Annotated in this window: 20 protein-coding genes; 7 read left to right on the top strand and 13 right to left on the bottom strand. The window is 63.3% G+C overall.

What is annotated here, in order from left to right:
* Nucleotides 1–88: 88 nt before the first annotated feature.
* From HB778_RS18475 to HB778_RS18450, 6 genes are all read right to left on the bottom strand, one after another.
* The gene (locus HB778_RS18475; RefSeq protein ID WP_183455863.1) at nt 89–1,516 is read right to left on the bottom strand and encodes a gamma-aminobutyraldehyde dehydrogenase; all 1,428 of its coding nucleotides are present in this window, start codon (nt 1,514–1,516) and stop codon (nt 89–91) included.
* 104 nt (nt 1,517–1,620) lie between these two features.
* Entirely contained in the window at nt 1,621–2,436 is an 816-nt protein-coding gene (locus HB778_RS18470) for an ABC transporter permease (RefSeq protein ID WP_183455861.1), read from the bottom strand.
* On the bottom strand, nt 2,426–3,376 hold the full coding sequence (locus tag HB778_RS18465; RefSeq protein WP_183465138.1) for an ABC transporter permease: 951 nt from the start codon (nt 3,374–3,376) through the stop codon (nt 2,426–2,428). Before HB778_RS18465 ends, HB778_RS18470 begins: the two co-directional genes overlap by 11 nt.
* 14 nt (nt 3,377–3,390) lie before the next feature.
* Entirely contained in the window at nt 3,391–4,389 is a 999-nt protein-coding gene (locus HB778_RS18460) for an ABC transporter ATP-binding protein (protein ID WP_183455859.1), read from the bottom strand.
* 210 nt (nt 4,390–4,599) lie between these two features.
* A complete protein-coding gene (locus HB778_RS18455; protein WP_183455857.1) occupies nt 4,600–5,754 on the bottom strand; it encodes an ABC transporter substrate-binding protein in 1,155 nt (384 codons plus the stop codon).
* A gap of 224 nt (nt 5,755–5,978) precedes the next feature.
* Nucleotides 5,979–6,824: a class I SAM-dependent methyltransferase gene (locus HB778_RS18450; RefSeq protein WP_183455855.1), complete on the bottom strand. Its 846-nt coding sequence runs from the start codon at nt 6,822–6,824 to the stop codon at nt 5,979–5,981.
* A 76-nt stretch (nt 6,825–6,900) separates the two neighbouring features.
* Between HB778_RS18450 and HB778_RS18445 the strand changes: the two genes are divergently transcribed.
* Nucleotides 6,901–7,392 (top strand): helix-turn-helix domain-containing protein, encoded by a 492-nt coding sequence (locus tag HB778_RS18445; protein WP_183455853.1) that lies wholly within the window; start codon nt 6,901–6,903, stop codon nt 7,390–7,392.
* Nucleotides 7,393–7,481: 89 nt separating this feature from the next.
* Nucleotides 7,482–8,427, top strand: a protein-coding gene (locus tag HB778_RS18440) for an IS630 family transposase (RefSeq protein WP_183455851.1) whose coding sequence is annotated in 2 segments (ribosomal slippage) — nt 7,482–7,820 and nt 7,822–8,427 — 945 coding nt in all. Because the reading frame shifts where the segments join, the coding sequence is not laid out codon by codon here.
* Nucleotides 8,428–8,439: 12 nt separating this feature from the next.
* On the opposite strand, the gene HB778_RS18435 is transcribed toward HB778_RS18440, so the two are convergent.
* The 3 genes from HB778_RS18435 to HB778_RS18425 all read right to left on the bottom strand — a co-directional run bounded on the left by HB778_RS18435 (nt 8,440) and on the right by HB778_RS18425 (nt 10,534).
* Nucleotides 8,440–9,345: a LysR family transcriptional regulator gene (locus HB778_RS18435; RefSeq protein WP_095200970.1), complete on the bottom strand. Its 906-nt coding sequence runs from the start codon at nt 9,343–9,345 to the stop codon at nt 8,440–8,442.
* A gap of 74 nt (nt 9,346–9,419) precedes the next feature.
* Nucleotides 9,420–10,037 carry a DedA family protein gene (locus HB778_RS18430; protein ID WP_183455848.1) on the bottom strand — a complete coding sequence of 206 codons (618 nt, stop codon included), beginning with the start codon at nt 10,035–10,037 and terminating at the stop codon, nt 9,420–9,422.
* Nucleotides 10,034–10,534 (bottom strand): class I SAM-dependent methyltransferase, encoded by a 501-nt coding sequence (locus HB778_RS18425; protein ID WP_244661509.1) that lies wholly within the window; start codon nt 10,532–10,534, stop codon nt 10,034–10,036. The genes HB778_RS18430 and HB778_RS18425 overlap by 4 nt, the downstream gene beginning before the upstream one ends.
* 390 nt (nt 10,535–10,924) lie before the next feature.
* On the opposite strand from HB778_RS18425, the gene HB778_RS18415 reads away from it, so the two are divergent.
* Both HB778_RS18415 and HB778_RS18410 read left to right on the top strand, forming a co-directional pair.
* Nucleotides 10,925–11,599 carry a response regulator transcription factor gene (locus tag HB778_RS18415; protein ID WP_183455844.1) on the top strand — a complete coding sequence of 225 codons (675 nt, stop codon included), beginning with the start codon at nt 10,925–10,927 and terminating at the stop codon, nt 11,597–11,599.
* A gap of 10 nt (nt 11,600–11,609) precedes the next feature.
* Entirely contained in the window at nt 11,610–12,971 is a 1,362-nt protein-coding gene (locus HB778_RS18410; RefSeq protein WP_183455842.1) for a sensor histidine kinase, read from the top strand.
* Nucleotides 12,972–13,035: 64 nt separating this feature from the next.
* On the opposite strand, the gene HB778_RS18405 is transcribed toward HB778_RS18410, so the two are convergent.
* Entirely contained in the window at nt 13,036–13,812 is a 777-nt protein-coding gene (locus tag HB778_RS18405) for a DeoR/GlpR family DNA-binding transcription regulator (RefSeq protein WP_183455840.1), read from the bottom strand.
* 514 nt (nt 13,813–14,326) lie between these two features.
* Between HB778_RS18405 and HB778_RS18400 the strand changes: the two genes are divergently transcribed.
* Nucleotides 14,327–15,214, top strand: a complete 888-nt coding sequence (locus tag HB778_RS18400; protein WP_183455838.1) for a phosphotransferase family protein — start codon at nt 14,327–14,329, stop codon at nt 15,212–15,214.
* Nucleotides 15,211–17,664, top strand: coding sequence for a GcvT family protein (locus tag HB778_RS18395; RefSeq protein ID WP_183455836.1), 2,454 nt, complete (start codon nt 15,211–15,213; stop codon nt 17,662–17,664). The genes HB778_RS18400 and HB778_RS18395 overlap by 4 nt, the downstream gene beginning before the upstream one ends.
* On the opposite strand, the gene HB778_RS18390 is transcribed toward HB778_RS18395, so the two are convergent.
* Nucleotides 17,661–18,293 (bottom strand): class I SAM-dependent DNA methyltransferase, encoded by a 633-nt coding sequence (locus HB778_RS18390; protein WP_183455834.1) that lies wholly within the window; start codon nt 18,291–18,293, stop codon nt 17,661–17,663. The two genes, HB778_RS18395 and HB778_RS18390, sit on opposite strands and share 4 nt — an antisense overlap.
* Before the next feature lie 102 nt (nt 18,294–18,395).
* On the opposite strand from HB778_RS18390, the gene HB778_RS18385 reads away from it, so the two are divergent.
* On the top strand, nt 18,396–19,298 hold the full coding sequence (locus tag HB778_RS18385; RefSeq protein ID WP_183455832.1) for a phosphotransferase family protein: 903 nt from the start codon (nt 18,396–18,398) through the stop codon (nt 19,296–19,298).
* Nucleotides 19,299–19,392: 94 nt separating this feature from the next.
* On the opposite strand, the gene HB778_RS18380 is transcribed toward HB778_RS18385, so the two are convergent.
* On the bottom strand, nt 19,393–19,866 hold the full coding sequence (locus HB778_RS18380; RefSeq protein ID WP_183455830.1) for a DUF805 domain-containing protein: 474 nt from the start codon (nt 19,864–19,866) through the stop codon (nt 19,393–19,395).
* Between the two features lie 265 nt (nt 19,867–20,131).
* Nucleotides 20,132–21,055 (bottom strand): DMT family transporter, encoded by a 924-nt coding sequence (locus HB778_RS18375; protein WP_183455828.1) that lies wholly within the window; start codon nt 21,053–21,055, stop codon nt 20,132–20,134.
* Nucleotides 21,056–21,073: the final 18 nt, after the last annotated feature.

The following is a 21,073-nucleotide window of genomic DNA, read 5'->3' as shown; positions in this document are numbered from 1 at the left end:
GTAAGCTGGCGCCAAGCTGGAACACCCCTCATCCGGCTCGGCGCTAAGCGCCGATCCACCTTCTCCCACAAGGGGAGAAGGGAAAATGCTACCCGTGCGCCACCATCACATGCCGCACGGCGGTATAGTCTTCCAGCGCGTAGAGCGACATGTCCTTGCCGTAGCCGGACTGTTTTAGCCCGCCATGCGGCATCTCGTTGGTCAGCATGAAATGGGTGTTGATCCAGGTGCAGCCATATTGCAGGCGAGCCGCCGTCGCCATGGCGCGCGAGACGTCCTTGGTCCACACCGATGACGCCAGACCGTAGTCACTGTCATTGGCCCAGTTGACCGCCTCGTCGACTTCCGTGAAACGGGTGATCGAGACGACCGGGCCGAAGACTTCGCGGCGCACGATCTCGTCCTCCTGCAAGGCGCCGGCGACGACGGTCGGCTGATAGTAGAAGCCGGTGCCCTCGCCCGGCTTGCCGCCGGTGGTGATCTCGATGTGTTTCAGCTCCGAGGCGCGTTCGACGAAGCTCGACACGCGGTCGCGCTGGCGGCGCGAGATCAGCGGGCCGATCTCGTTCTCGGTGTCGTCGGAACGATTGTACTTGATGGTCGAGACCGCCGAGGAGAGATCGGCGACGAGCTTGTCATAGATCTTCTTGCCGGCATAGATGCGGCAGGCGGCGGTGCAGTCCTGGCCGGCATTGTAATAGCCGAAGGCGCGCAGGCCGCTGACCACCGCACCAAGGTCGGCGTCGTCGAAGACGATGACCGGCGCCTTGCCGCCAAGCTCAAGATGCGTGCGCTTGACCGACTTGGCGGCCGCCTGCAGCACCTTCTTGCCGGTGGCGACGTCGCCGGTGATCGAGATCATGTTGACCTTGGGGTGGTTGATCAACGTGTTGCCGACGCTGTCGCCACGCCCAAGCACGACATTGACCACGCCTTCGGGCAGGATTTCGGCGAGGATTTTCGCCAGCTTCAGCGCCGTCAGCGGCGTCTGTTCCGACGGCTTGAAGACGACGGTGTTGCCGCCGCCGATCGCCGGGGCCAGCTTCCAGGCCATCATCATCAGAGGGTAGTTCCAAGGCGCAATCGAGGCGACGATGCCGATTGGGTCGCGCCGGACCATCGAGGTGTGACCAGGCAGATATTCGCCGGCGACAACGCCTGGCATCGAACGCACCGCGCCGGCGAAAAAGCGATAGCAGTCGACGATGGCCGGGATCTCGTCATTGAGCACGGCATTGATCGGCTTGCCGCAGTTCAACGCCTCGAGAGCGGCGAATTCCCCGGCCTCGGCCTCGATGCGGTCGGCGATCTTCAAGAGATAGCCGGAGCGCTGCGCCGGCGTGGTGCGCGACCACAAGACGAACGCCTTTTCAGCGGCCGCAACCGCTGCCTCGATCTGCGCCTGGCTGGCTTCGGGAAGGTTGAGAATGGTCGCCCCGGTCTTCGGATTGAGGATCGGCTCCTCGGTCTCGGCGCCGTTTTCGAATTTCGAGCCGATCAGCATCTGGGTGTCCATTGGGTTTCCTCCTTGATCAGGAGCGAGTAGCGAATAGCGAATAGCGAGTAAGGTTGACGGTCGATGTCCCCTATTCGCTATTGGCTACTCCCTATTCGCTGTTTTCATTTTCCACTGCCGGCAATCTGGTCGCCGTCGCGGGTCAGGTAATAGGCAAACAGGATGGGCAGCAGCGTCACCAGCACGACGACCATGGCCACGACATTGGTGACCGGGCGCTGACGCGGACGGATCAGTTCCTCCAGCATCCAGATCGGCACCGTCTGCTGCTGGCCGGCGGTGAAGGTGGTGACGATGACCTCATCGAAGGACAAGGCAAAAGCCAGCATGCCGCCGGCAAGCAGTGCCGTGGCTATGTTGGGCAGCACGACATGTCGGAAAGTCTGGAAGCCGTCGGCGCCGAGATCCATCGAGGCTTCGATCATCGAGCCTGAGGTGCGGCGGAAACGGGCGACGGCATTGTTGTAAACGACGACCACGCAGAAGGTGGCGTGGCCGAGCACGATCGTCCAGAACGAGAACGGGATGTCGGCGAGCGAAAAGGCCGAGCGCAGCGCGATGCCGGTGATGATGCCGGGCAGCGCGATCGGCAGGATGACCAGCAACGAGATGGTCTCGCGGCCAAAGAATTTTGTCCGCGACACCGCGGCGGCGCAGAGCGTGCCGAGCACCAGCGCGATCGCCGTCGAGATGGCTGCGACGCGCACCGACAGCGACAGCGCCTCCCAGACGTCCGGCCGGTTCCAGGTGACGGCGAACCACTGCGTGGTCAGGCCGGGCGGCGGCCAGACGAAGCTCTTCTCCTCGGTGGTGAAGGCATAGACGAAGATCAGCAGGATCGGCAGATGCAGGAACAGCAGGCCGCAAGCGGCGGCGATCTTCAGCGAAAGAGGTGCGGACTGGCCACGATCAGAGCGCATCGAAAGCCCCCATGCGCTTGGCGCCCCAGAGGTAGAAGCCCATGATGACGATGGGCACCACGGTGAAGGTGGCGGCGAGCGGGATGTTGCCGGCGGTGCCTTGCTGCGAATAGACGGCCTGGCCGATGAACAGACGCGACGTGCCGATGATCTGCGGGATGATGTAGTCGCCAAGCGTCAGCGAGAAGGTGAAGATCGAGCCGGCGACGATGCCGGGCAGTGCCAGCGGGAACAGCACGTTGCGTAACGTCTGCCCGGGCGAAGCGCCGAGATCGGAGGAAGCCTCGACCAGATTGCCGGGCACGCGCTCAAGGGCCGCCTGTACCGGCAGGATCATGAAGGGCAGCCAGACATAGACGAAGACGATGAAGGTGCCGGTGAACGAGACCGACAGCGAGTTGCCGCCGACAACCGGCAGCGACAGCCAGGCATCGAGCAGCCACAGCAAATGCAATTTGGCGAGCAGCCAGGTCAAAATGCCTTCCTTGGCCAGGATCAGCTTCCAGGCATAGATCTTGACCAGGTAGCTCGACCATAGCGGCAGCATGACACCGAGATAGAACAGCGCCTTCCAGCGGCCACGCGCATAGCGCGCGGCATAATAGGCGATCGGAAAGGCGACGATGGCCGAGGCCAGCGTGACCAGTGCCGCCATGGTGACCGTTCGCAGGATGATGTCGAGATTGGCGGCCTGCAAAAGGTCACCATAGGTCTTCAGTGTGAACTGGCGGTTGATGAGGCCGGAGAACTCGTCGATGGAGAAAAAACTCTGTGCTAAGAGCGCGAACAGCGAGCCGATATAGACGATGCCGAGCCACAGCACCGGCGGCAAAAGCATGATCAGCAGAAGCAATTGCGGCCGGCGCCAGAACAGATCGGAGAGCGCGCCGCGCATGCCGCCGCTGCCGGGCAGGATGGCGGGGGCGGTGGCGCGTGGCATGGTGACGTCGACGCTCATGCCGGCTCATCCATCAGGTGCAGGTGCTCGCGATTGAAGGTGAGCATGACCGCCTCGCCTTCCGCAGGCAGGACCGTGCCGGCCGGCACCACGGCGTGCAGCTTCAATCCGTCGGCATCGAGCGCCAGCCTGGTGGTGGCGCCGAGATAGTTGGTCGAGACGAGGCGGGCGGCGACGCCTTCGCCGCTGGCGGCGCGGCCGACCCGAATGGATTCAGGGCGGAGGCTGCCCCAGCGATGCTGGCCGGAATAGCGCTGGACGAAGTCCGGCGGCAGCACGTTGGAGGAGCCAACGAAATCGGCAACGAAGCGCGTCTTCGGCCGCTGGTAGATGTCCTCCGGCGTGCCGATCTGCATGATCCTGCCGTCATTGAAGACAGCGACGCGGTCGGCCATCGACAGCGCTTCGCCCTGATCATGGGTAACGAAGACGAAAGTGATGCCGAGCGCCTTCTGCAGCGATTTCAGCTCTTCCTGCATGTTCTCGCGCAGTTTGAGGTCGAGCGCGCCGAGCGGCTCGTCGAGCAGCAGCACCTTGGGCTGGTTGACCAGCGCGCGGGCCAGCGCGACGCGTTGGCGCTGGCCGCCGGAGAGCTGACCGGGCCGGCGGCCGCCATAGCCAGGCAGCCTGACTAGCGACAGCGCTTCCTCGGCCGCCTTGTGCCGCTCGGCCTTGCCGACGCCCTTGACCATCAGCCCATAGGCGACGTTGTCGAGCACATTGAGATGCGGGAACAGCGCATAGTCCTGGAACACGGTGTTGACGTTGCGGCGGTAGGGCGGCACCCCCTCCGCGCGCTCGCCAAAGATCGAGATGGAACCCGCCGTCGGCTGCTCGAAACCGGCGATGAGGCGCAGGCATGTTGTCTTGCCCGAGCCGGACGGCCCGAGCATGGCGAAGAACTCGCCCGGCGCAATGTCGAGATCGACCGCATCGACGGCGCGAACGCTGCCGAAATGGCGCGAGACTTTCTGGAATGAGACGGCAGAGGTCATGGGCTGTCAGTCTGTTGCCGGTTTATCAAAATCATCCTCAGCTACAAATCTGGCTAGGATCGCGAAATTCGCGCGCCGCTCCATCTCCCCCTCGATGGGGGAGGTCGCGGCGAAGCCGCGGGTGGGGGGTGATGGCGCCGACATGTCGGACAGCCCCCCACCCCGACGCTGCGCGTCGACCCTCCCCCACAAGGGGGAGGGCGAGGAAAATCACCGTCCGCCGATGACGCCGATATAGTCCGACACCCAGCGGTAATAGGGCACGCACTGGTCGTTCTGGGTGACGCATTTCGAGACCGGCGTCTTCCAGAATTTGATCTTGTCGAAATTGTCGTAGCCGTTGGTCTTGCAGCCTTCGTCGGTCAAGAGCTCGTTGCCCTTGCAGGCGGCGGGCACGACGGGGAGCGATCCGAACCAGGCCGAGACATCGCCCTGCACCTTCGGCGATAGCGAATGCTCGAGCCACATATAGGCGCAGTTCGGGTGCGCCGCGTCGGCTTCCATCATGGTGGTGTCGGCCCACCCGGTGACGCCTTCTTCCGGCACGGTCGAGGCAACCGGCTTCTTGGCGGCAACCAGCGTGTTGACCTGATACGGCCACGAACCGGAGGCGACGACGCCTTCGTTCTGGAAATCGTCGACCTGGATGGCAGCGTCATGCCAGTAGCGGCCGACCAGCGTGCGCTGGACGCGCAGCAGGTCGAGTGCTGCCTTGTACTGGTCCTCGTTCAACTCGTAGGGGTCCTTGATGCCGAGTTCCGGCTTGTGGAACATGAGATAGTTGGCGGCGTCGGCGATGTGGATCGGCCCGTCATAGGCCTGGACGCGGCCCTTGTTGGACTTGCCGTCCGGCAGCTTCATCTCCTCGAAGACGACGTTCCAGCTCTTCGGCGCGTCCTTGAACACCTCGGTGTTGTACATCAGGATGTTGGGGCCCCACTGATAGGGGACGCCGTAGTGAACTTTGTCGACGGTGAACCAGGGCGCGTCCTTGAGCCGGTCGTCGACCGCCTTCCAGCTCGGAATGAGATCGGTGTTGATCGGCTGCACGCGCTTGCCGGCGACCAGGCGCAGCGAGGCATCGCCCGAAGCGGTGACGAGATCGAAGCCACCCTCGTTCATCAGCGAGACCATCTCGTCCGACGTGTTGGCGGTCTTGACGTTGACCTTGCAGCCGCTCTCCTTCTCGAAGGCGGTGACCCAGTCATAGCCCTTATCGGTCTCGCCGCGCTCGATATAGCCCGGCCAGGCAACGATGTTGACCTGGCCTTCGCCCTTGCCGAGTTCCTTGACCTGGGCGATGGCCTGACCGGAGAAGGTCAGCGCGACCGTCAGCGCCGTGCAGGACTTCAGGAATGAATTCATCATCGATCTCCCATTTTGGCGGATGACCCCCGAAACCGCTCCGGTTTTCGCCAGATCACGCGCGGACTGAAAAACTTATCCGTTCGTCCTGTGGACTTGATGTCGCTCTGATGGCGGCTTGGTCCCTGAAACGGAAGGTGCTTGGAAAATTCCGGTTTCGCAAATTCATTTATCAGAAAGGCGATATCGGTTTTTCCGATAGTTAGACGCCACTTGACGCCACTTTAAGCAAGCGCCGTCACCAGCCAGCAGGCGGCATTGAAGCGAGCCTCACCGCCCTCAACGAAAGGCGCGAACGCAGCCGGCAACACCGCGGTGATTTTTTCGGCCGTTGCCCGGTCAACCTCGCGCAGCGCGGCGCCGAGCGGCCCTAGCCGGGTGACAAACGTCATCAGATCGCGTTGAGCGATCCGACACGGGACGTCTGCCTGTTCGACTTCGATTGAAGCCCAGCCGCTTGCTTCCAGGATCCGCTTCACCTTGGCGCCGTCGGCAAAGGCAAACTGACCCGGCGCATCGGGGTCTGGCGCTGGTGCGGGCGGCAGAAAAGGCGCAGCCGCTCGCACGGCGGTCGTCATGAAATCATTCTCGAGCGGAGTGCGCCAGGCAACAAAGGCGAGTTTGCCACCGCGCCTCGCGGCGTTTCTTATGTTGGTGAACGCGGCCACGGGATCGTCGAAGAACATGACACCGAAGCGCGAGATAACAGCGTCGAAGTGCCCGGATTCGAACGCATATGCCTGGGCATCGCCCACGTCAAAACTTGCGTTTGCTACGTCTTCCACCCTCCTGCGCTCCGTCGCCAGGGCGACAAGCGGCTGCGAGATGTCGAGCCCCACACAATTTCCGTCGTTACCCACGCGGCGCGCCATCGCCAGAGTCGTGGCGCCGGCGCCGCAGCCGATGTCCAGGACATTGCTCCCTTCCCTGGGATAGCCGGCATCGACTACCAGCCGCTCGAACGGCGCCAGTATCTCGTCGAGGATCGGCTGCATCTCGACCCAGGCCTTTCCGCTGGCATCGTTCCAGAGCGCGGCTTGGCGTGTGTTTGGCGGCGCGGATTGCGGCATAACGGACCTCGCTTTCGTGTTGCTCTCACCGATCGTCGCAAGCACTCTACGAGTTCAAGCCGACTTGAGGTCAAGCATGAAAGATATGGACATTGCCGAAGTGTCGCGCCGCACCGGCGTGCCCGCCTCGACACTTCGCTACTACGAGGACAAGGGCCTCGTCGCCTCGATCGGCCGTCGCGGCCAGCGCCGCCTGTTCGACCCTGCCGTCCTGGACCGGCTCGCCTTGATCGCGCTCGGACGCGCCGGTGGATTCGCACTGGACGAGATTTCCTCGATACTGACGCCCGACGGCCTGCCGAAAATGGATCGAGGGCGCCTGGATGCCAAGGCGAATGAACTGGACCAAATCATCCAGCGCCTGACGACGATCCGAGAGGCTTTGCGTCACGCCGCCCAATGTCCGGCCTCCCGGCCGATGGAGTGCCCGGCATTCCGCCGCGCCGTCAGGCTTGCCGGCGCCGGCCGCTTCGAGGTTGCTCCGATAGGGCCGTTCAAGGCGGAGGCGGTTTCCGTCAAGAGGCGCAAGCGCAGGACTGGCCACGCCAGCCTGGAGCAGCCACACTAGAGCGGGATGAATTGAGGCTGAATCGAAGGGATTCCCCTAGGGTGGCAAATCTGATTCAACCTTCTTGCTAGGCAAGGAGGTTGGTAAGGATGGGCAAGCCTTATTCGATGGATCTTCGCGAACGGGTTGTTGCGTCGGTTGAGCGGGAGGGGCTGTCGCGACGGCAGGCCTCGGTGCGCTATGGAGTTGGTATCAGCACCGTCATCAGGTGGGTGCGCCGCTTGCGCGAAACGAGCAGCCTTGCACCCGGCAAGATGGGTGGGCACCGGCCGAAGAAGATTGCCGGTGAGCATCGGGACTGGCTTCTGGTGCGCTGCCGGGCCACGGATTTTACGCTGCGCGGTCTTGTGATCGAGCTGGCCGAGCGCGGCCTTGCGGTCGACTACCGCTCGGTGTGGGAGTTCGTCCACGCCGAGAAGCTCAGTCACAAAAAAGACGCTGATCGCGGCTGAGCAGGATCGCCCGGATGTGGCGCGCAGGCGGACACAGTGGGCAAAGTATCAGGACCGCATCGATCCTTCCCGTCTGGTGTTCATCGACGAGACATGGACCAAAACCAACATGGCACCGCTCAGGGGATGGGCGCCGCGCGGCGAGAGGATCAAGGCCAAGGTGCCGCACGGCCATTGGAAGACAATGACCTTCCTGGCGGCGCTGCGTCATGACTGCGTCGATGCACCATGGCTCATCGACGGACCGATCAACGGCGAGCGTTTTCAGCTCTATGTCGACAAGGTTCTCGTCCCAGTCCTCAAGCCCGGCGACATCGTCATCATGGACAATCTCGGCTCACATAAAGGCAAGGCCGTGCGCCGCGCCATCCGCGCGGCCGGCGCCAGGTTGTTCTTGCTGCCCAAATACTCGCCCGATCTGAACCCCATCGAGAAGCTCTTCGCCAAGCTCAAGCATTGGCTGCGCAAGGCTGCCAGACGAACAGTCGAGACCGTCTGCGAAGCCATCGGTCAGATCCTCGGCACCGTCACTTCAACCGAATGCAGAAATTACTTCACCGAGGCCGGGTATGTACCAACCTAAATTCATCCCGCTCTAGCGACGGACCGTCCGCTGCGACTGGGCAAGGCCGATGAAGTCGCGCGCCGCCTGCGGCAGGCCGGAGCCGCGCCGCCAGACCATGCCGACTTGCACCACCGGCAAGGAGCCGGAAATATCGCGCGATTCGATGCGGTCGCCTTCCAGCGACCATGGCCGGTAGACGAGGTCGGGGAGCAGCGCCACGCCGGCGCCGGTGGCGACCAGGCTGCGCACTGCCTCCACGGAACGGGTGCGGAAGGCGACATGCGGCTTGGCGCCGATCGCCGTCAGCAGTTTTCCCGTGTTCTCCTCGATTTCGTCAACAGTCAGCATGATCAGCGGCTCGCCAGCGATATCGCCAATGCTGATGATGTCGGCACTGGCGAGCGGATGGCCGAGCGGCAGCCACAGGCGGTAGGCCGAGACTTCGAGGATTTCCGATTGCAGCGCGGTACGGTCGCGCAAATTGGAGGTGACCATGACGGCGATGTCGAGCTTGCCGCCGATCAGGAGATGTTCGAGATAGTCGCCATTGTCCTCGATGGCCGAGACCTCGACGCCCGGATAGGCGCGACGGTAGCGGGAGAGCAGATCCGACAACACATAGCCGGCGACCAGCGAGGTGACGCCGAGTTGCAGCCGGCCACCCGCCACAGCCTGTTCGCCAGAAAAAGAACGGCGGGCGTCGGAGACGTCGGCGAGGATCTTGGTCGCGTGACGCAGGAACTGGTGGCCTTTGTGGGTGATGTTGAGGCCGCGCGGATGACGCTCGAACAGTTCGACGCCGAGATCGCTTTCGAGTTCCTTGATCGCTTCGGTGACGGACGATTGCGAGATGGAGAGGTTTTGTGCCGCGCCCGACACCGTGCCCTGCTCGGCGACGGCGATGAAGAACTGCAACTGGCGGATGGTGAAAGCCATGGCCGGACTAAACACCGCCGGCCGAGCGAAGGAAAGCCGATGGCGGAGCTTATCCCATGACTGGTCCTGTGCGCTCAGCCGAGCATCAGCCTGATGCGCCGCCGCCATGCGGGACCATAGCGCAGCGCCAGCATGAAGGCCGTCTCCAGCGCCACCACGATGACAATGATACGGAAGCCCACAGTGAAGGAGTTCTGGCCGCTGCCGCGCAAGAGATAGCCGGTTACGAGAAAGCCGAAGTTCCACAGCGTAGCGCCGAGCAGCGTAGCGATCGCGAAGGGCAGAGCCGGCAGACAAAGCGCGCCGGCCGCGATCGGCAGGTAGTTGCGCACCGTCGGGATGAACTGCGCCAGCAGCGACACCCGCACATGATTGCGGCGATAGGCCTGGCCGAGCTTGCGGTAGGTTGCCGGGCGCAGGAAGACATATCTGCCGACCCGTTCGATCAGCCTGTCGGCACGATCAAATCCGATCCGGCGACCAACCCCATACCAGACGAGGCAGCCGGTGAAGGAGGCAAGCGTCGTCACCGCCAGCAGGATTGCCAGTGTGGACACATCCGGCGCCGCCGTCATGCCGAGGAACAGCAGCAGCACATGCGAGGGCGGGATCGGCAGGATCTTCTCGGTGAAGGCGAGGCAGAAAACGCCGAACAGGCCGAAGCCGAGAATGGCCGATAGCGGCCCGGTCATGCGAAGCGCCAATCATAAATCCCCAGCGTCTTGATCCTGGCGACGCGATAGACCGTCGCCGGCGGGAAATTGCGAAAGGTATGACCGACCCGCGTGACCTCGAGATCGAGCCGGTCGAGCAGCGACTGGTCGAACGGGCAGCGGCGGCCGAGCGTGAATTGATAGAGCGCCCCGCCGGGGCGAAGGTTTGCGAAAACGCCTTCCAGAATGGCAAGCGTCTTGCGCGGCGAAATCAGGCGGAACGGCAAACCGCTGACGGCAGCGCCAACCACCGGCCCGTGGAATAGCGACAGATGGCGCAGACCGGCGGCATCCATTTCGAAGATCCGGGCCGTGGGGAAGCGCCGCTTGAGAAGTGCCGCGAAATCCGGATCGGATTCGATCAGCGTCAGATCCTCCTCCCGCACCCCGCGTGACAGCAGCGCCCGCGTGAAAGGGCCGGTTCCTGGACCGAGCTCCAGCACAGGGCCTGTCTCGGGGCCGATGTCGCGCGTCATCAAGGCCGCCAGGCTGGAACTGGACGGCGTGACGGAGCCGACCCTGAACGGCGCAACGGCCCACGCCATGAGAAAAGACAGAGCATCATGTGCAGACATAACCAACCTCAATTCCGGACGACAGCACGCCAACCGGTTTGGTGTGGCGCTTGATTTCGTTTCGGCGTCGGACCCGAACCTGTTGCTGCATATTCAGGCCCGACGCCTTGACGCCGGCATGGGCGGTTCCTGCCGACCGGCGCTGTTTGCCGTGACTGGATTGCATAGACATTGCGCAACATGGCGGACGCAAAGAAAGACCTTGCCGGCCGCGGGCCATTCGGCTTTGCCATGTTTGCGCAATGTTGGCGCGGTAGCGCCCGATGCAGTGTTGGTTGCCGGGGAGTGTGGATGCGTATCTTGCTGGTCGAAGACGAGCCTGAAATGGTCTCGGCGCTGCGTGCAGCGCTGAAGCGCCACGACATGGTGGTCGATCATGCCGGCACATTGCTGGAGGCGGAGGGTTTCGTTGCCGTCGACGGTTACGACGCCATACTGCTCGACCGCCAGTTGCCGGATGGCGACGGGCTGTCGCTGGTGCCGAGACTGCGCGCGGCGAAGAACACCACGCCCGTGCTGGTGCTGACGGCGAAGGGCGACACGTCTGACAAGGTCGACGGGCTGGACATGGGTGCGGACGACTATCTGGCAAAGCCATTCGCCTTCGAGGAATTGCTGGCCCGCTTGCGCGCGCTGCTCAGGCGGCCGGCGCCGCTGCAGTCGCAATTCATCCGCGCCGGCCATCTGGTGCTCGACGTCGGGCATCGCGAGGCTGCGATCCGCGGCGAACTCCTCAGCCTGCCGCGGCGCGAACTCCTGGTGCTGGAGGCGCTGATGCGGCGCACCGGCCGCATGGTGCAGCGTGAGGCGCTGATGGAAGCGGTGTTCGGCCTCGACGACGAGATCCAGTCCAATGCGCTCGACACCCATGTCTCGCGCCTGCGCCGCAAGCTGGCCGATGCGGACAGCGGCGTGACGATCAACGGCATTCGCGGCGTCGGCTATCTCCTGCGCGAAACGACGTGAGCCTCAATCGATGAGCCTCAAACGCCCACGTTCGCTCAAATGGAGCCTGGTGCTGCGCATCGCCTTGCTGCAATGCGCGATGCTGACGCTGATCATAGTCGGCATTCTCGGCGCGTTGCTCGCCACCGGCCTCATTCCGCACGACTATGAGGACGGCACGATGGACGTGCTGGCGGATGCCGTGGCGCGCGACGCGGGCGGCAAGCTTGTGCTGCGCGAGACCTCGGATCTGTCGAAGCTGCGATCCGATGTCCCCGACCTCTGGTTCATCATCCGCGACAAGCAGGGGCAGCGGCTGCAGGAAGGCACGGTGCCGGCCCTCTTCCAGCCTTTCGCCGGACTGCTGGACACCATCAGCGACGCGCGTATCGACAATTCCATCGGCGAGAGCGCGCCGCCGGATGCAAAGATCCGCTGGACCGACACCGCAGCCGGCAATGTCCAGATCTTCACCGGCACCAAGGGTGGGCTTTCGCTGCTGCGCCTGCTTGGACAGGCGCCGCAATTCTTCCTGCAAGGCATATTGCCGCTGGCGGGACTGATGGCGCTGGCGACGCTGTTCGCGACGCCCTGGGTGGTGCGCGGCGCGCTGTCGGGGCTTGGCCATGCGGCCGCCGAGGCCGAACGCATCGACATCGACCAGCGCGGCGTGCAGCTGCCGCTGAAGGACGTGCCGATGGAGGTGACGCCGCTGGTCAAGGCGGTGAACGCCGCCCTTGCGCGCCTGGACAAGGGCTATGAGCGCCACAAGCGCTTCCTGACTGATGCCGCCCATGAGCTGAGGACACCGGTGGCCATCCTCAACACACGCCTAGCCTCTCTGCCGGCAACACCCGAGCGGGCCCGGCTGCTGCAGGACGCGGCACGGCTTTCGACGCTGACCGACCAGCTGCTCGACCTGCAACGCCTCGACCGGCAGACCTCGCCTTTCGAGAAAGTCGATCTCGTGGCCATCGCACGCGGCGTCATCGTCGACCTCGCGCCGATGGCGTTTTCGGCCGGGTATGAAATGTCGTTCGAGCCGGAACGGGAAACGGTTTTCGCCAGCGGCGACCGCACCGCGATCGAACGCGCGGTGACCAATATCGTCCAGAACGCCATCGAGCATGGCGGCCGCGCGGGCAAGATCACCGTCAGTGTCACCGCTCCCGCTGTCATCGAGGTGCGGGACGAGGGTGACGGCGTGCCGCCAGCCGAGCGGGAGCGCATCTTCGAGCCCTTCTACCGGCTGCGCCCGCAGGATCACGGCGCCGGGCTCGGGCTCAACCTGGTGCAGGAAATCATGCAGTTGCATGGCGGACGAATCGAGATTTTCGACGGCAAGCCGAGCGGCGCCTGCTTCAGGATGAGTTTTCGCGCCGTGCCCGCGTAGGCATGGCCGCAGGCGGCGATCGATGCACAACATCGCCTTCGCCCACCAGGCGCTGGTGATCGGCTCAGAACCCGGCTTCGCCGCCGGCGATGCTGAGCCGCGCGCCCGCCTGTGCCAGCGCGGCGACTATGTCGTGCGGCGGCGAGCGGTCGGTGGCGAGTTCGGAAAAGCCATCGAAGCCGCAGACCTGGACCAGGCCATGGCGGCCGAATTTGGTGTGGTCGGTGATGACGAGCGAACGCTGGCCGCGCGACAGCACCATGCGGGCGAATTCGGCCTCTTCCAGATCGTAGTCCATGACACCCGTCACCGCATCGACGGCGCCGGTGGAGATGATGGCGTGGCTGACCGAGAAACGGCTGACGAACTCGATGGCCGAAGTGCCGAAGGCAGCGCCGGAATCGCTGCGCAGTTCGCCCCCGGCCATGTAGACTTTGTTGCCATTGATGGTGGCCAGCGTGCGGGCGATGTCGGACGAGTTGGTGACGACCGTCAGCCGCCGGTGGCCGAGCAGTTCCCTGGCCAGGAACGAGGTGGTGGTGCCGGTGTCGAGCATGACCGATTCGCCGTCACGGATGGTGGCGGCGACCATGCGGGCAATGATGCGCTTGGCATCGGCATTCTCGCGCATGCGCCGTTCGAACGGCGCTTCGCCGACCATCGACGGCAGGCCGATGGCGCCATGCATCTTCAGAACCGAACCATCACTGGTGAGCGGCTTGACGTCGCGGCGCACGGTTTCGAGCGAAACACCCAGCCGGTCGGCCAGGCTGGCGATGGTGACGGTTCCCTCTTCCTGCAGCAGCCGCAAGATCTCGCCGTGGCGTTTGGAATGAGCCATTTGGTCTTTCCGGACTTAGCCTTTTGACCGGTTCTAAGGTAATTCGAGTGCTTTTAAAGGGATTACCCTTGCTTTCGGGCAAAACACCCAAAAAAAGTCACATGTTTTTGTTGACAACCGGGCAACCCTGGCGTGAAATCCAGGCATCAACAGGGTTCGGAGCTGCAGACGGGAGGGTGATGGCAGGGCCGCAACTCACTGACCAGGCCGTCTTGAACGTGTCTGGCGCAAGGAATTTTCAGATCCGCGGGGGCGGATGCCGGGATCAGAAACCTGGCCAAGGGGCTCGTCGGTGCGGTGCGGGATACCAATCCTGGCGTCCCGCACCGACGAGATTATTTGCGTTTCTCCCCGCCGTCGTTGCGCTGTCCATGGCGCCCAATGCATGTCGCCAAAAAGTGACCTCGGTTTTGGGAGAGCGACATGCATAAAAACAAGAACCTAAAGCGCGGCGCATGGATCCGTTTCAACGCGACGCGCTTTAGTCGAAGCCCAGCAAACCGGGGATGATTCCGTGATTGCCGAAGATCGCATCCGCGCCCTGCCCTGCTGGACCGGCGCCATCGAGATCGCCCCGCTGCCCGGCGGCCTTAGCAATGCCAACTATGTGGTCAGCGACGCCGCCGGACGGCATGTCGTGCGCTTCGGCCAGGACTATCCGTTCCACCATGTCTTCCGCGAGCGCGAAGTGATGACCGCGCGGGCCGCCCATGCCGCCGGTTTCGCGCCGGCGGTGCATTATGCCGAACCGGGCATCATGGTGACGGCGTTCCTTGGCGCCAGGACGTATCTGGCCGAGGACGTGCGCGCCAATCTTGGCCGCGTCGCCGCCCTGATGCGCGGCTTCCACCGGGAGATGCCCAACCATATCTCCGGCGCCGGCTTCATGTTCTGGGTGTTCCACGTCATTCGCGACTATGCGCGCACGCTCGAGGAAGGCAACAGCCGCAAGCGCAGCGACTTACCCCGCCTTTTGACGCTGGCTGACGAACTGGAGCGGGCGCAGAAACTGCTGCCGATCGTCTTCGGCCACAATGATCTTTTGCCGGCAAATATTCTCGACGACGGCAGCAGGCTGTGGCTGATCGATTTCGAATATGCCGGCTTCAACACGGCAATGTTCGACCTCGCCGGCGTCGCCTCGAATGCGGGCATGAGCGACGCGGAATCCTTCGCCTTCCTGACCGCCTATTTCATGAAGGAGCCGGACGAGGCGATCCGCCGCTCGCACGCCGCCATGCAATGCGCCTCGCTGCTGCGCGAGGCGATGTGGAGCATGGTGTCGGAACTCTATCTCGACGCACCCGGCATCGACTACGTCGCCTACACCGAGGAAAACCTGGTGCGGCTCGACGCGGCGCTGGAAAACTACCGGACAAAATACGGGATCCTGAAATCATGACTTTGCCCAGCCAGGCCGCGATCGTCGTCATCGGCGGCGGCATCATCGGCTGTTCGACAGCCTATCATCTGGCGCGCGACCACAAGGCCGACGTGGTACTGCTCGAACAGGGCAAGCTGACCTCGGGCTCGACCTGGCACGCCGCCGGCCTGGTCGGGCAATTGCGCTCGTCGGCCTCGATCACCCGGGTGCTCAAATACTCGGTCGACCTCTACAAGGGGCTGGAGGCCGAAACCGGCCTTGCCACCGGCTGGAAGATGACCGGCTGCCTGCGGCTCGCCACCAATGCCGACCGCTGGACCGAGTACAAAAGGCTGGCGACAACGGCGAAAAGCTTCGGCATGGACATGCATCTTTTGTCCCCGGCCGAGGTCAAGGCGATGTGGCCGCTGATGGAGACCGGCGATCTCGTCGGCGCTTCCTGGCTGCCGACCGACGGCCAGGCGAGCCCTTCCGACATCACGCAGTCGCTGGCCAAGGGCGCGCGCATGCATGGCGCCAAACTGTTCGAGAATGTCCGCGTCACCGGCTTCGAGATGAGGAATGGCCGCATCACGGCGGTAAAGACCGATCAAGGCGACATTGCCTGCGACAAGGTGGTGAACTGCGGGGGACAATGGGCGCGCCAGATCGGCGCCATGGCCGGCATCAACGTGCCGCTGCAGCCGGTCAAGCACCAATACATCATCACCGAGAAGATCGATGGCCTGGCGACTGACGCGCCGACGCTGCGCGACCCCGACCGCCGCACCTATTTCAAGGAAGAGGTCGGCGGGCTGGTGATGGGCGGCTATGAGCCGAACCCGCAGGCATGGGCGACGGATCTCCCCGGCGGCGACGTGCCCAACGATTGGGAATTCCGGCTGTTCGACGACGACTACGACCATTTCGAGCAGCATATGGCACAGGCGATCGCGCGCGTGCCGGCGCTGGAAACCGTCGGCGTCAAGCAGATGATCAACGGGCCGGAAAGTTTTACGCCGGACGGCAATTTCATTCTCGGCACAGCGCCCGAATGCGCCAACATGTTCGTCGGCGCCGGCTTCAACGCCTTCGGCATTGCGTCCGGCGGCGGCGCCGGCTGGGTGCTGGCGCAGTGGGTGGTCGATGGCGAGGCGCCCCTCGACCTGTGGGTGGTCGACATCAGGCGCTTTTCCAACCTGCACCGCGACCGGCAATGGGTGCGCGAGCGTACCCTGGAAGCCTATGGCAAGCATTACACGATCGGCTTCCCGCACGAGGAATATGCCTCAGGCAGGCCACGCATCGTCTCGCCGCTCTACAACAGGCTGCAACAGCAGCGCGCTGTGTTCGGCTCCAAGCTCGGCTGGGAGCGGCCGAACTGGTTTGCACCCGAAGGCGTCGAGCCGCTGGACGTCTATTCGATGGGCCGGCAGAACTGGTTTTCGGCGGTCGGCGACGAGCACCGGCATGTGCGCGAGCATGTCGGCATCTTTGATCAATCATCCTTCGCCAAATACGAGCTGAGCGGCCCAGATGCGGCCAAGGCACTGGATTGGATCTGCGCCAACGATGTCAGCAAGCCGGTCGGAAGGCTGACCTACACCCAACTTCTCAACACCCGCGGCGGCATCGAGGCCGACCTGACCGTGGCGCGGCTGGCCGAGGAAAAATTCTACATCGTCACCGGCACCGGCTTCCGCACGCATGATGCCTCGTGGATCAGCGACCATATCGGCGAGGACCTCGATGCCATGCTGACCGACGTCACCGAGGATTTCGGCACGCTGTCACTGATGGGTCCTCGGGCGCGCGACGTGCTCGCTGCGGTGACCGACGCCGATGTGTCGAATGCCGGCTTCCCGTTCGGCCATGTCCGCGAAATCGCCATCGCCGGCCACACAATCCGGGCGCTGCGCGTCACCTATGTCGGCGAGCTTGGCTGGGAGTTGCACGTGCCGATCGCGGCCACAGGCGAGGTCTTCGACGCGCTGATGGCGGCGGGCGAGAAGCATGGCATCCGCCCGGTCGGCTACCGGGCGCTGGAATCGTTGCGGCTGGAAAAAGGCTATCGCGCCTGGGGCTCCGACATCACGCCCAACGACACGCCGCAGGAAGCCGGGCTCGGCTGGGCGGTCAAGCTCAGGAAAAACACCGATTTCGTCGGACGACGCGCGCTGGAGACGATCGGCGGAGCACCTCTGAAGAAACGCTTTGCCGGCTTCACGGTCGACAATCCCGAAATCGTGCTGCTTGGCCGCGAGACCATCCTGCGCAATGGCGAGCCGGTCGGCTATCTCACCAGCGGCGGTTACGGCTACACGCTGGCCAAGAACATCGGCTACGGCTATGTGCGCAACGGCGATGGGGTGAGCGACGATTTCCTCATCTCGGGCGACTACGAACTGGTGGTCGCGATGGAGCGGACGCCGGCCAAAATCCATATGGAGCCGATGTACGATCCGGCAGCGGAGCGGGTGAAAGCCTAATTCACCCGCAAGGCAAGGCCGCGGCTGGGCACGGTGTCGGCCTCGCCCGGCATCGAGACGTAAGGGCGCGTTTCTTCGACGCGGGTGACGACGCCTTGCGCTTCGAGCGCGGCGATGCGGGCGCCAAAACCCTGATCCCACAGCGTGTTCTTGACCGTCAGCACGATCACCCCGCCAGGCCGGCAGATGCGGATCAGCTCGTCCAATCCTTCGGTGCCGACATGGCCCGAGGTGAAGACGCCGGCCGAAATGATCCCGGCATAGGCGCCGTCAGCGAAGGGCAATGGCCCGCCCATCGCCAAGCAGTGGAGCGCGGTATACACGCCCTTAGCGGCCGCCTTGTCCAGCATGCCTTGCGAAATATCGAGAGCCTCGACCTTGGGGTAGCCAGTGATGGCCAGCCATTCGCCGATGAGCCCGGTGCCCGCGCCGGCATCGAGCAACGGTGCCGCGCCACGCGGCAGATGGCGGGTCAGCAGCGCCAGGCAGATCGTCGGATGACGATAACCGGCGGCCGACATGTCGGCGTCATAAGTCTGCGACCAGCGGTCATAGAGGGCGGCCACCTCTTCTGGACGCTTTGCCGCGTAGGCAGCGCTGAGCGCGCCCAGGTGTTTACCGTCCGTCATCTCTGCTTTGTCGCCTGATCGAGTTGCCTTCGATCCAATGATAGCCAAACGGCGAAAATTGTGGAACCGTCGCGGTGAGAAATAACAGCGTGGGGGCGCGGCATGGCGACGGACGAGGCGCGGGCAAAACTGGCCGCCATTCCGGTTCTGGCCGGCTATACCGGGCCGCTGGAGCGGCTTGGCGGACTCACCAACCTCGTCTTCAGGGCCGGCGATCTCTGCCTGCGCATTCCGGGCAAAGGTACCGAAGAATACATCAACCGCGCCAACGAAGCGGTGGCCGCGCGCGAAGCGGCGAAGGCGGGAGTCAGTCCCGACGTCCTGCATGCCGATGCCGATACCGGCGTGATGGTGACGCGCTTCATCGCCGGTGCCGAGACGATGTCACCGGAAAAATTCAAAAGCCGGCCAGGCAGCCCGGTCCGCGCCGGGGAGGCCTTTCGCAAGCTGCACAAATCCGGTGCGGTGTTTCCCTTCCGCTTCGAACTGTTTTCGATGATCGACGACTATCTCAAGGTGCTGTCGAGCAAGGACGTCGCCCTGCCCGCCGGCTATCATGACGTGGTGCGCGAGGCCGACGGCGTGCGCTCGGCGCTGGCCGCCCATCCGCTCCCCATCGTCGCCTGCCATTGCGATCCGCTGTGCGAAAACTTCCTCGATACGGGCGAGCGGATGTGGATCGTCGACTGGGAATATTCGGGGATGAACGACCCGCTCTGGGATCTCGGCGACCTCAGCGTGGAAGGCAAATTCGATGCGGAGCAGGACGAAGAGCTGATGCGTGCCTATTTCGGCGGCGAGGCGAAGCCGGCCGAGCGCGGCCGGGTCGTCATCTACAAGGCAATGTGCGACCTGTTGTGGACTCTATGGGGATTGATCCAGCTCGCCAACAACAACCCGGTCGACGACTTCCGCGCCTATGCCGACGGCCGCTTCGCCCGCTGCAAGGCGCTGATGGAGACGGCGGAATTTTCCCGGCACCTGGCGGCTGTGCGCATGGGCTAGAGCAGTTCGATGTGAGAGCAGTTCCGGAGCCCAGCGATCCAATCAACACTTAAGTTCTAAAAGCGCTTCAATAAATTGCTCTCTTGTCGCGCGCCTATTTGAAAACCCTCTCCAGTTCACTCAAAGTCGCCGTATCGTCAGACTTTTTGCAATACCAAATGATCAGCGCAATGCTCCCGATGGGGATGAACCACGCTAGGAGTTGATGCCAACCGCTTCTGTTGATGTCATGCAGCCGGCGGGTGGTCATGGCCAGTGTCGGCAGAAGGGCGGCAAGATTCCAAATGGATGAGATAATTTCATTCTGCACAATGGCGTCAGCTATGACGGAAACGACGCCAACAATAATAATGAAGAGGTATGAATACCAGAACTCCGAGCGGCTCGCCCTGCCGGAAAAATTCACATAGTTTCGAAAGAAACTTGAAACAGCTTCACTAAAGCTCATCGGAGGCGGCATTTCTCCGAATCGATTGGCGCCAGCCGGCGCTGCTCTTAGAACAAACACCAATGGCAGGCCGATCAGGACCAAAACGATCAGCCAATGCCATATAGAGAAACTACCCATTATCCCCCTCTATCGCAATTCTCTTGAGATATTGATCTTGCCTCTTCCGGCCAAGAATCAATCCCGTATTGCGCCCGGACGGCAGCGTACACAGCAAAGTATCTATGTAAATACCGGACTTTCTGACCGGAAACTCAAACAACTCCGGATGATAGCCTTCGGCTGCCAAACGCGTCGCTTCGAAACGGCGCGATGTGACGTGCTGTATGCTTTGTTTGGCTGCAATCGCGGACGGAAAGCCGTTTCACACTTTCCTGTAACCGCTTTAGTTCACGCCCTTCGGCACGTTTTCGGGCGGCACCGTCGTCTCGACCACTTTCTGACGGTGGAAAATGAACAGGCCGGCCAGAACGATGATGCCGGAGCCGATCAGGATGCGCGTACTGGGAACGTCGCCGAAGAACACCAGCCCGAACACCACCGCCCATAGCAGCAGCGTGTAGTGCAGCGGCGCCAGCGTCGAGGCCGGGGCGAGTTTGAGCGCCCGCGTGATCATCAGATGGGCGCTGCAGGAGACGATGCCGAGCAGCAGCATGGCACCGAAATCGAGTGCCGACGGCGTCTGCCAGGCGCCGATGGTCAGCACGCCGCCGACCAGCAGCGTGCCAATCGTCTGCCATGTCACCAGATTGGTATCGCTGGTGCCGCGCAGCCGTCGGTTGAGGATGATGGCGAAGGCAAAGGCTATGCTGCCGACCAGCGCGAAGCTCGACGACAGCGAGAGCGCGGCCGAGGATGGCTTCAGCATGATCACCACGCCGCAGAAGCCGAGCAGGATTGCCACCCAGCGGCGCCAGCCGACCTTTTCACCAAGCAGGAAATGCGACAGCGCCGCCACATAGATCGGCCCGGCCATGTAGAAGCTCATGACATCGGCAAGCGGCAGATAGACGACCGCCGCATAGAACAGCGCGGTGTCCAGCGTGGTCGCCAACACGCGCAGGATCTGCAGCCCGGGCCGCTCCATCCGGAACAGTCTGCCGGCGCCCTGATTGGCGATCATCGGGCCAAGCACGATAAAGGCGCCGATGGAGCGGATCAGCACCACCTGGCCGACGGAGAAGCTGGCGACCAGCCACTTGCCCATCGCGTCGTTCAACGCAAACAGGAAGTCGCCGGCCAGCATCAGCAGAATGCCGGCCAGAAGCACGTTCCTGATCGTGGAATTCTGCGCCACGGGTTGCGTCATGCCGATCCCGATTCCTCC

Source organism: Mesorhizobium huakuii, from assembly GCF_014189455.1.
Classification (GTDB): domain Bacteria; phylum Pseudomonadota; class Alphaproteobacteria; order Rhizobiales; family Rhizobiaceae; genus Mesorhizobium; species Mesorhizobium huakuii_A.
Note: the sequence above shows the minus strand (reverse complement) of the source record. Positions and strands in the feature narration are given on the sequence as shown.

Bases quoted from the DNA above. Each gene is read 5' to 3' on its own strand.
- HB778_RS18435 (WP_095200970.1), bottom strand. From the start codon at position 9,345: ATGGCTTTCACCATCCGCCAGTTGCAGTTCTTCATCGCCGTCGCCGAG.
- HB778_RS18470 (WP_183455861.1), bottom strand. From the start codon at position 2,436: ATGCGCTCTGATCGTGGCCAGTCCGCACCTCTTTCGCTGAAGATCGCC.
- HB778_RS18465 (WP_183465138.1), bottom strand. From the start codon at position 3,376: ATGCCACGCGCCACCGCCCCCGCCATCCTGCCCGGCAGCGGCGGCATG.
- HB778_RS18375 (WP_183455828.1), bottom strand. From the start codon at position 21,055: ATGACGCAACCCGTGGCGCAGAATTCCACGATCAGGAACGTGCTTCTG.
- HB778_RS18460 (WP_183455859.1), bottom strand. From the start codon at position 4,389: ATGACCTCTGCCGTCTCATTCCAGAAAGTCTCGCGCCATTTCGGCAGC.
- HB778_RS18415 (WP_183455844.1), top strand. From the start codon at position 10,925: ATGCGTATCTTGCTGGTCGAAGACGAGCCTGAAATGGTCTCGGCGCTG.
- HB778_RS18410 (WP_183455842.1), top strand. From the start codon at position 11,610: ATGAGCCTCAAACGCCCACGTTCGCTCAAATGGAGCCTGGTGCTGCGC.
- HB778_RS18455 (WP_183455857.1), bottom strand. From the start codon at position 5,754: ATGAATTCATTCCTGAAGTCCTGCACGGCGCTGACGGTCGCGCTGACC.
- HB778_RS18450 (WP_183455855.1), bottom strand. From the start codon at position 6,824: ATGCCGCAATCCGCGCCGCCAAACACACGCCAAGCCGCGCTCTGGAAC.
- HB778_RS18395 (WP_183455836.1), top strand. From the start codon at position 15,211: ATGACTTTGCCCAGCCAGGCCGCGATCGTCGTCATCGGCGGCGGCATC.
- HB778_RS18405 (WP_183455840.1), bottom strand. From the start codon at position 13,812: ATGGCTCATTCCAAACGCCACGGCGAGATCTTGCGGCTGCTGCAGGAA.
- HB778_RS18475 (WP_183455863.1), bottom strand. From the start codon at position 1,516: ATGGACACCCAGATGCTGATCGGCTCGAAATTCGAAAACGGCGCCGAG.
- HB778_RS18425 (WP_244661509.1), bottom strand. From the start codon at position 10,534: ATGACGCGCGACATCGGCCCCGAGACAGGCCCTGTGCTGGAGCTCGGT.
- HB778_RS18380 (WP_183455830.1), bottom strand. From the start codon at position 19,866: ATGGGTAGTTTCTCTATATGGCATTGGCTGATCGTTTTGGTCCTGATC.
- HB778_RS18430 (WP_183455848.1), bottom strand. From the start codon at position 10,037: ATGACCGGGCCGCTATCGGCCATTCTCGGCTTCGGCCTGTTCGGCGTT.
- HB778_RS18445 (WP_183455853.1), top strand. From the start codon at position 6,901: ATGAAAGATATGGACATTGCCGAAGTGTCGCGCCGCACCGGCGTGCCC.
- HB778_RS18390 (WP_183455834.1), bottom strand. From the start codon at position 18,293: ATGACGGACGGTAAACACCTGGGCGCGCTCAGCGCTGCCTACGCGGCA.
- HB778_RS18385 (WP_183455832.1), top strand. From the start codon at position 18,396: ATGGCGACGGACGAGGCGCGGGCAAAACTGGCCGCCATTCCGGTTCTG.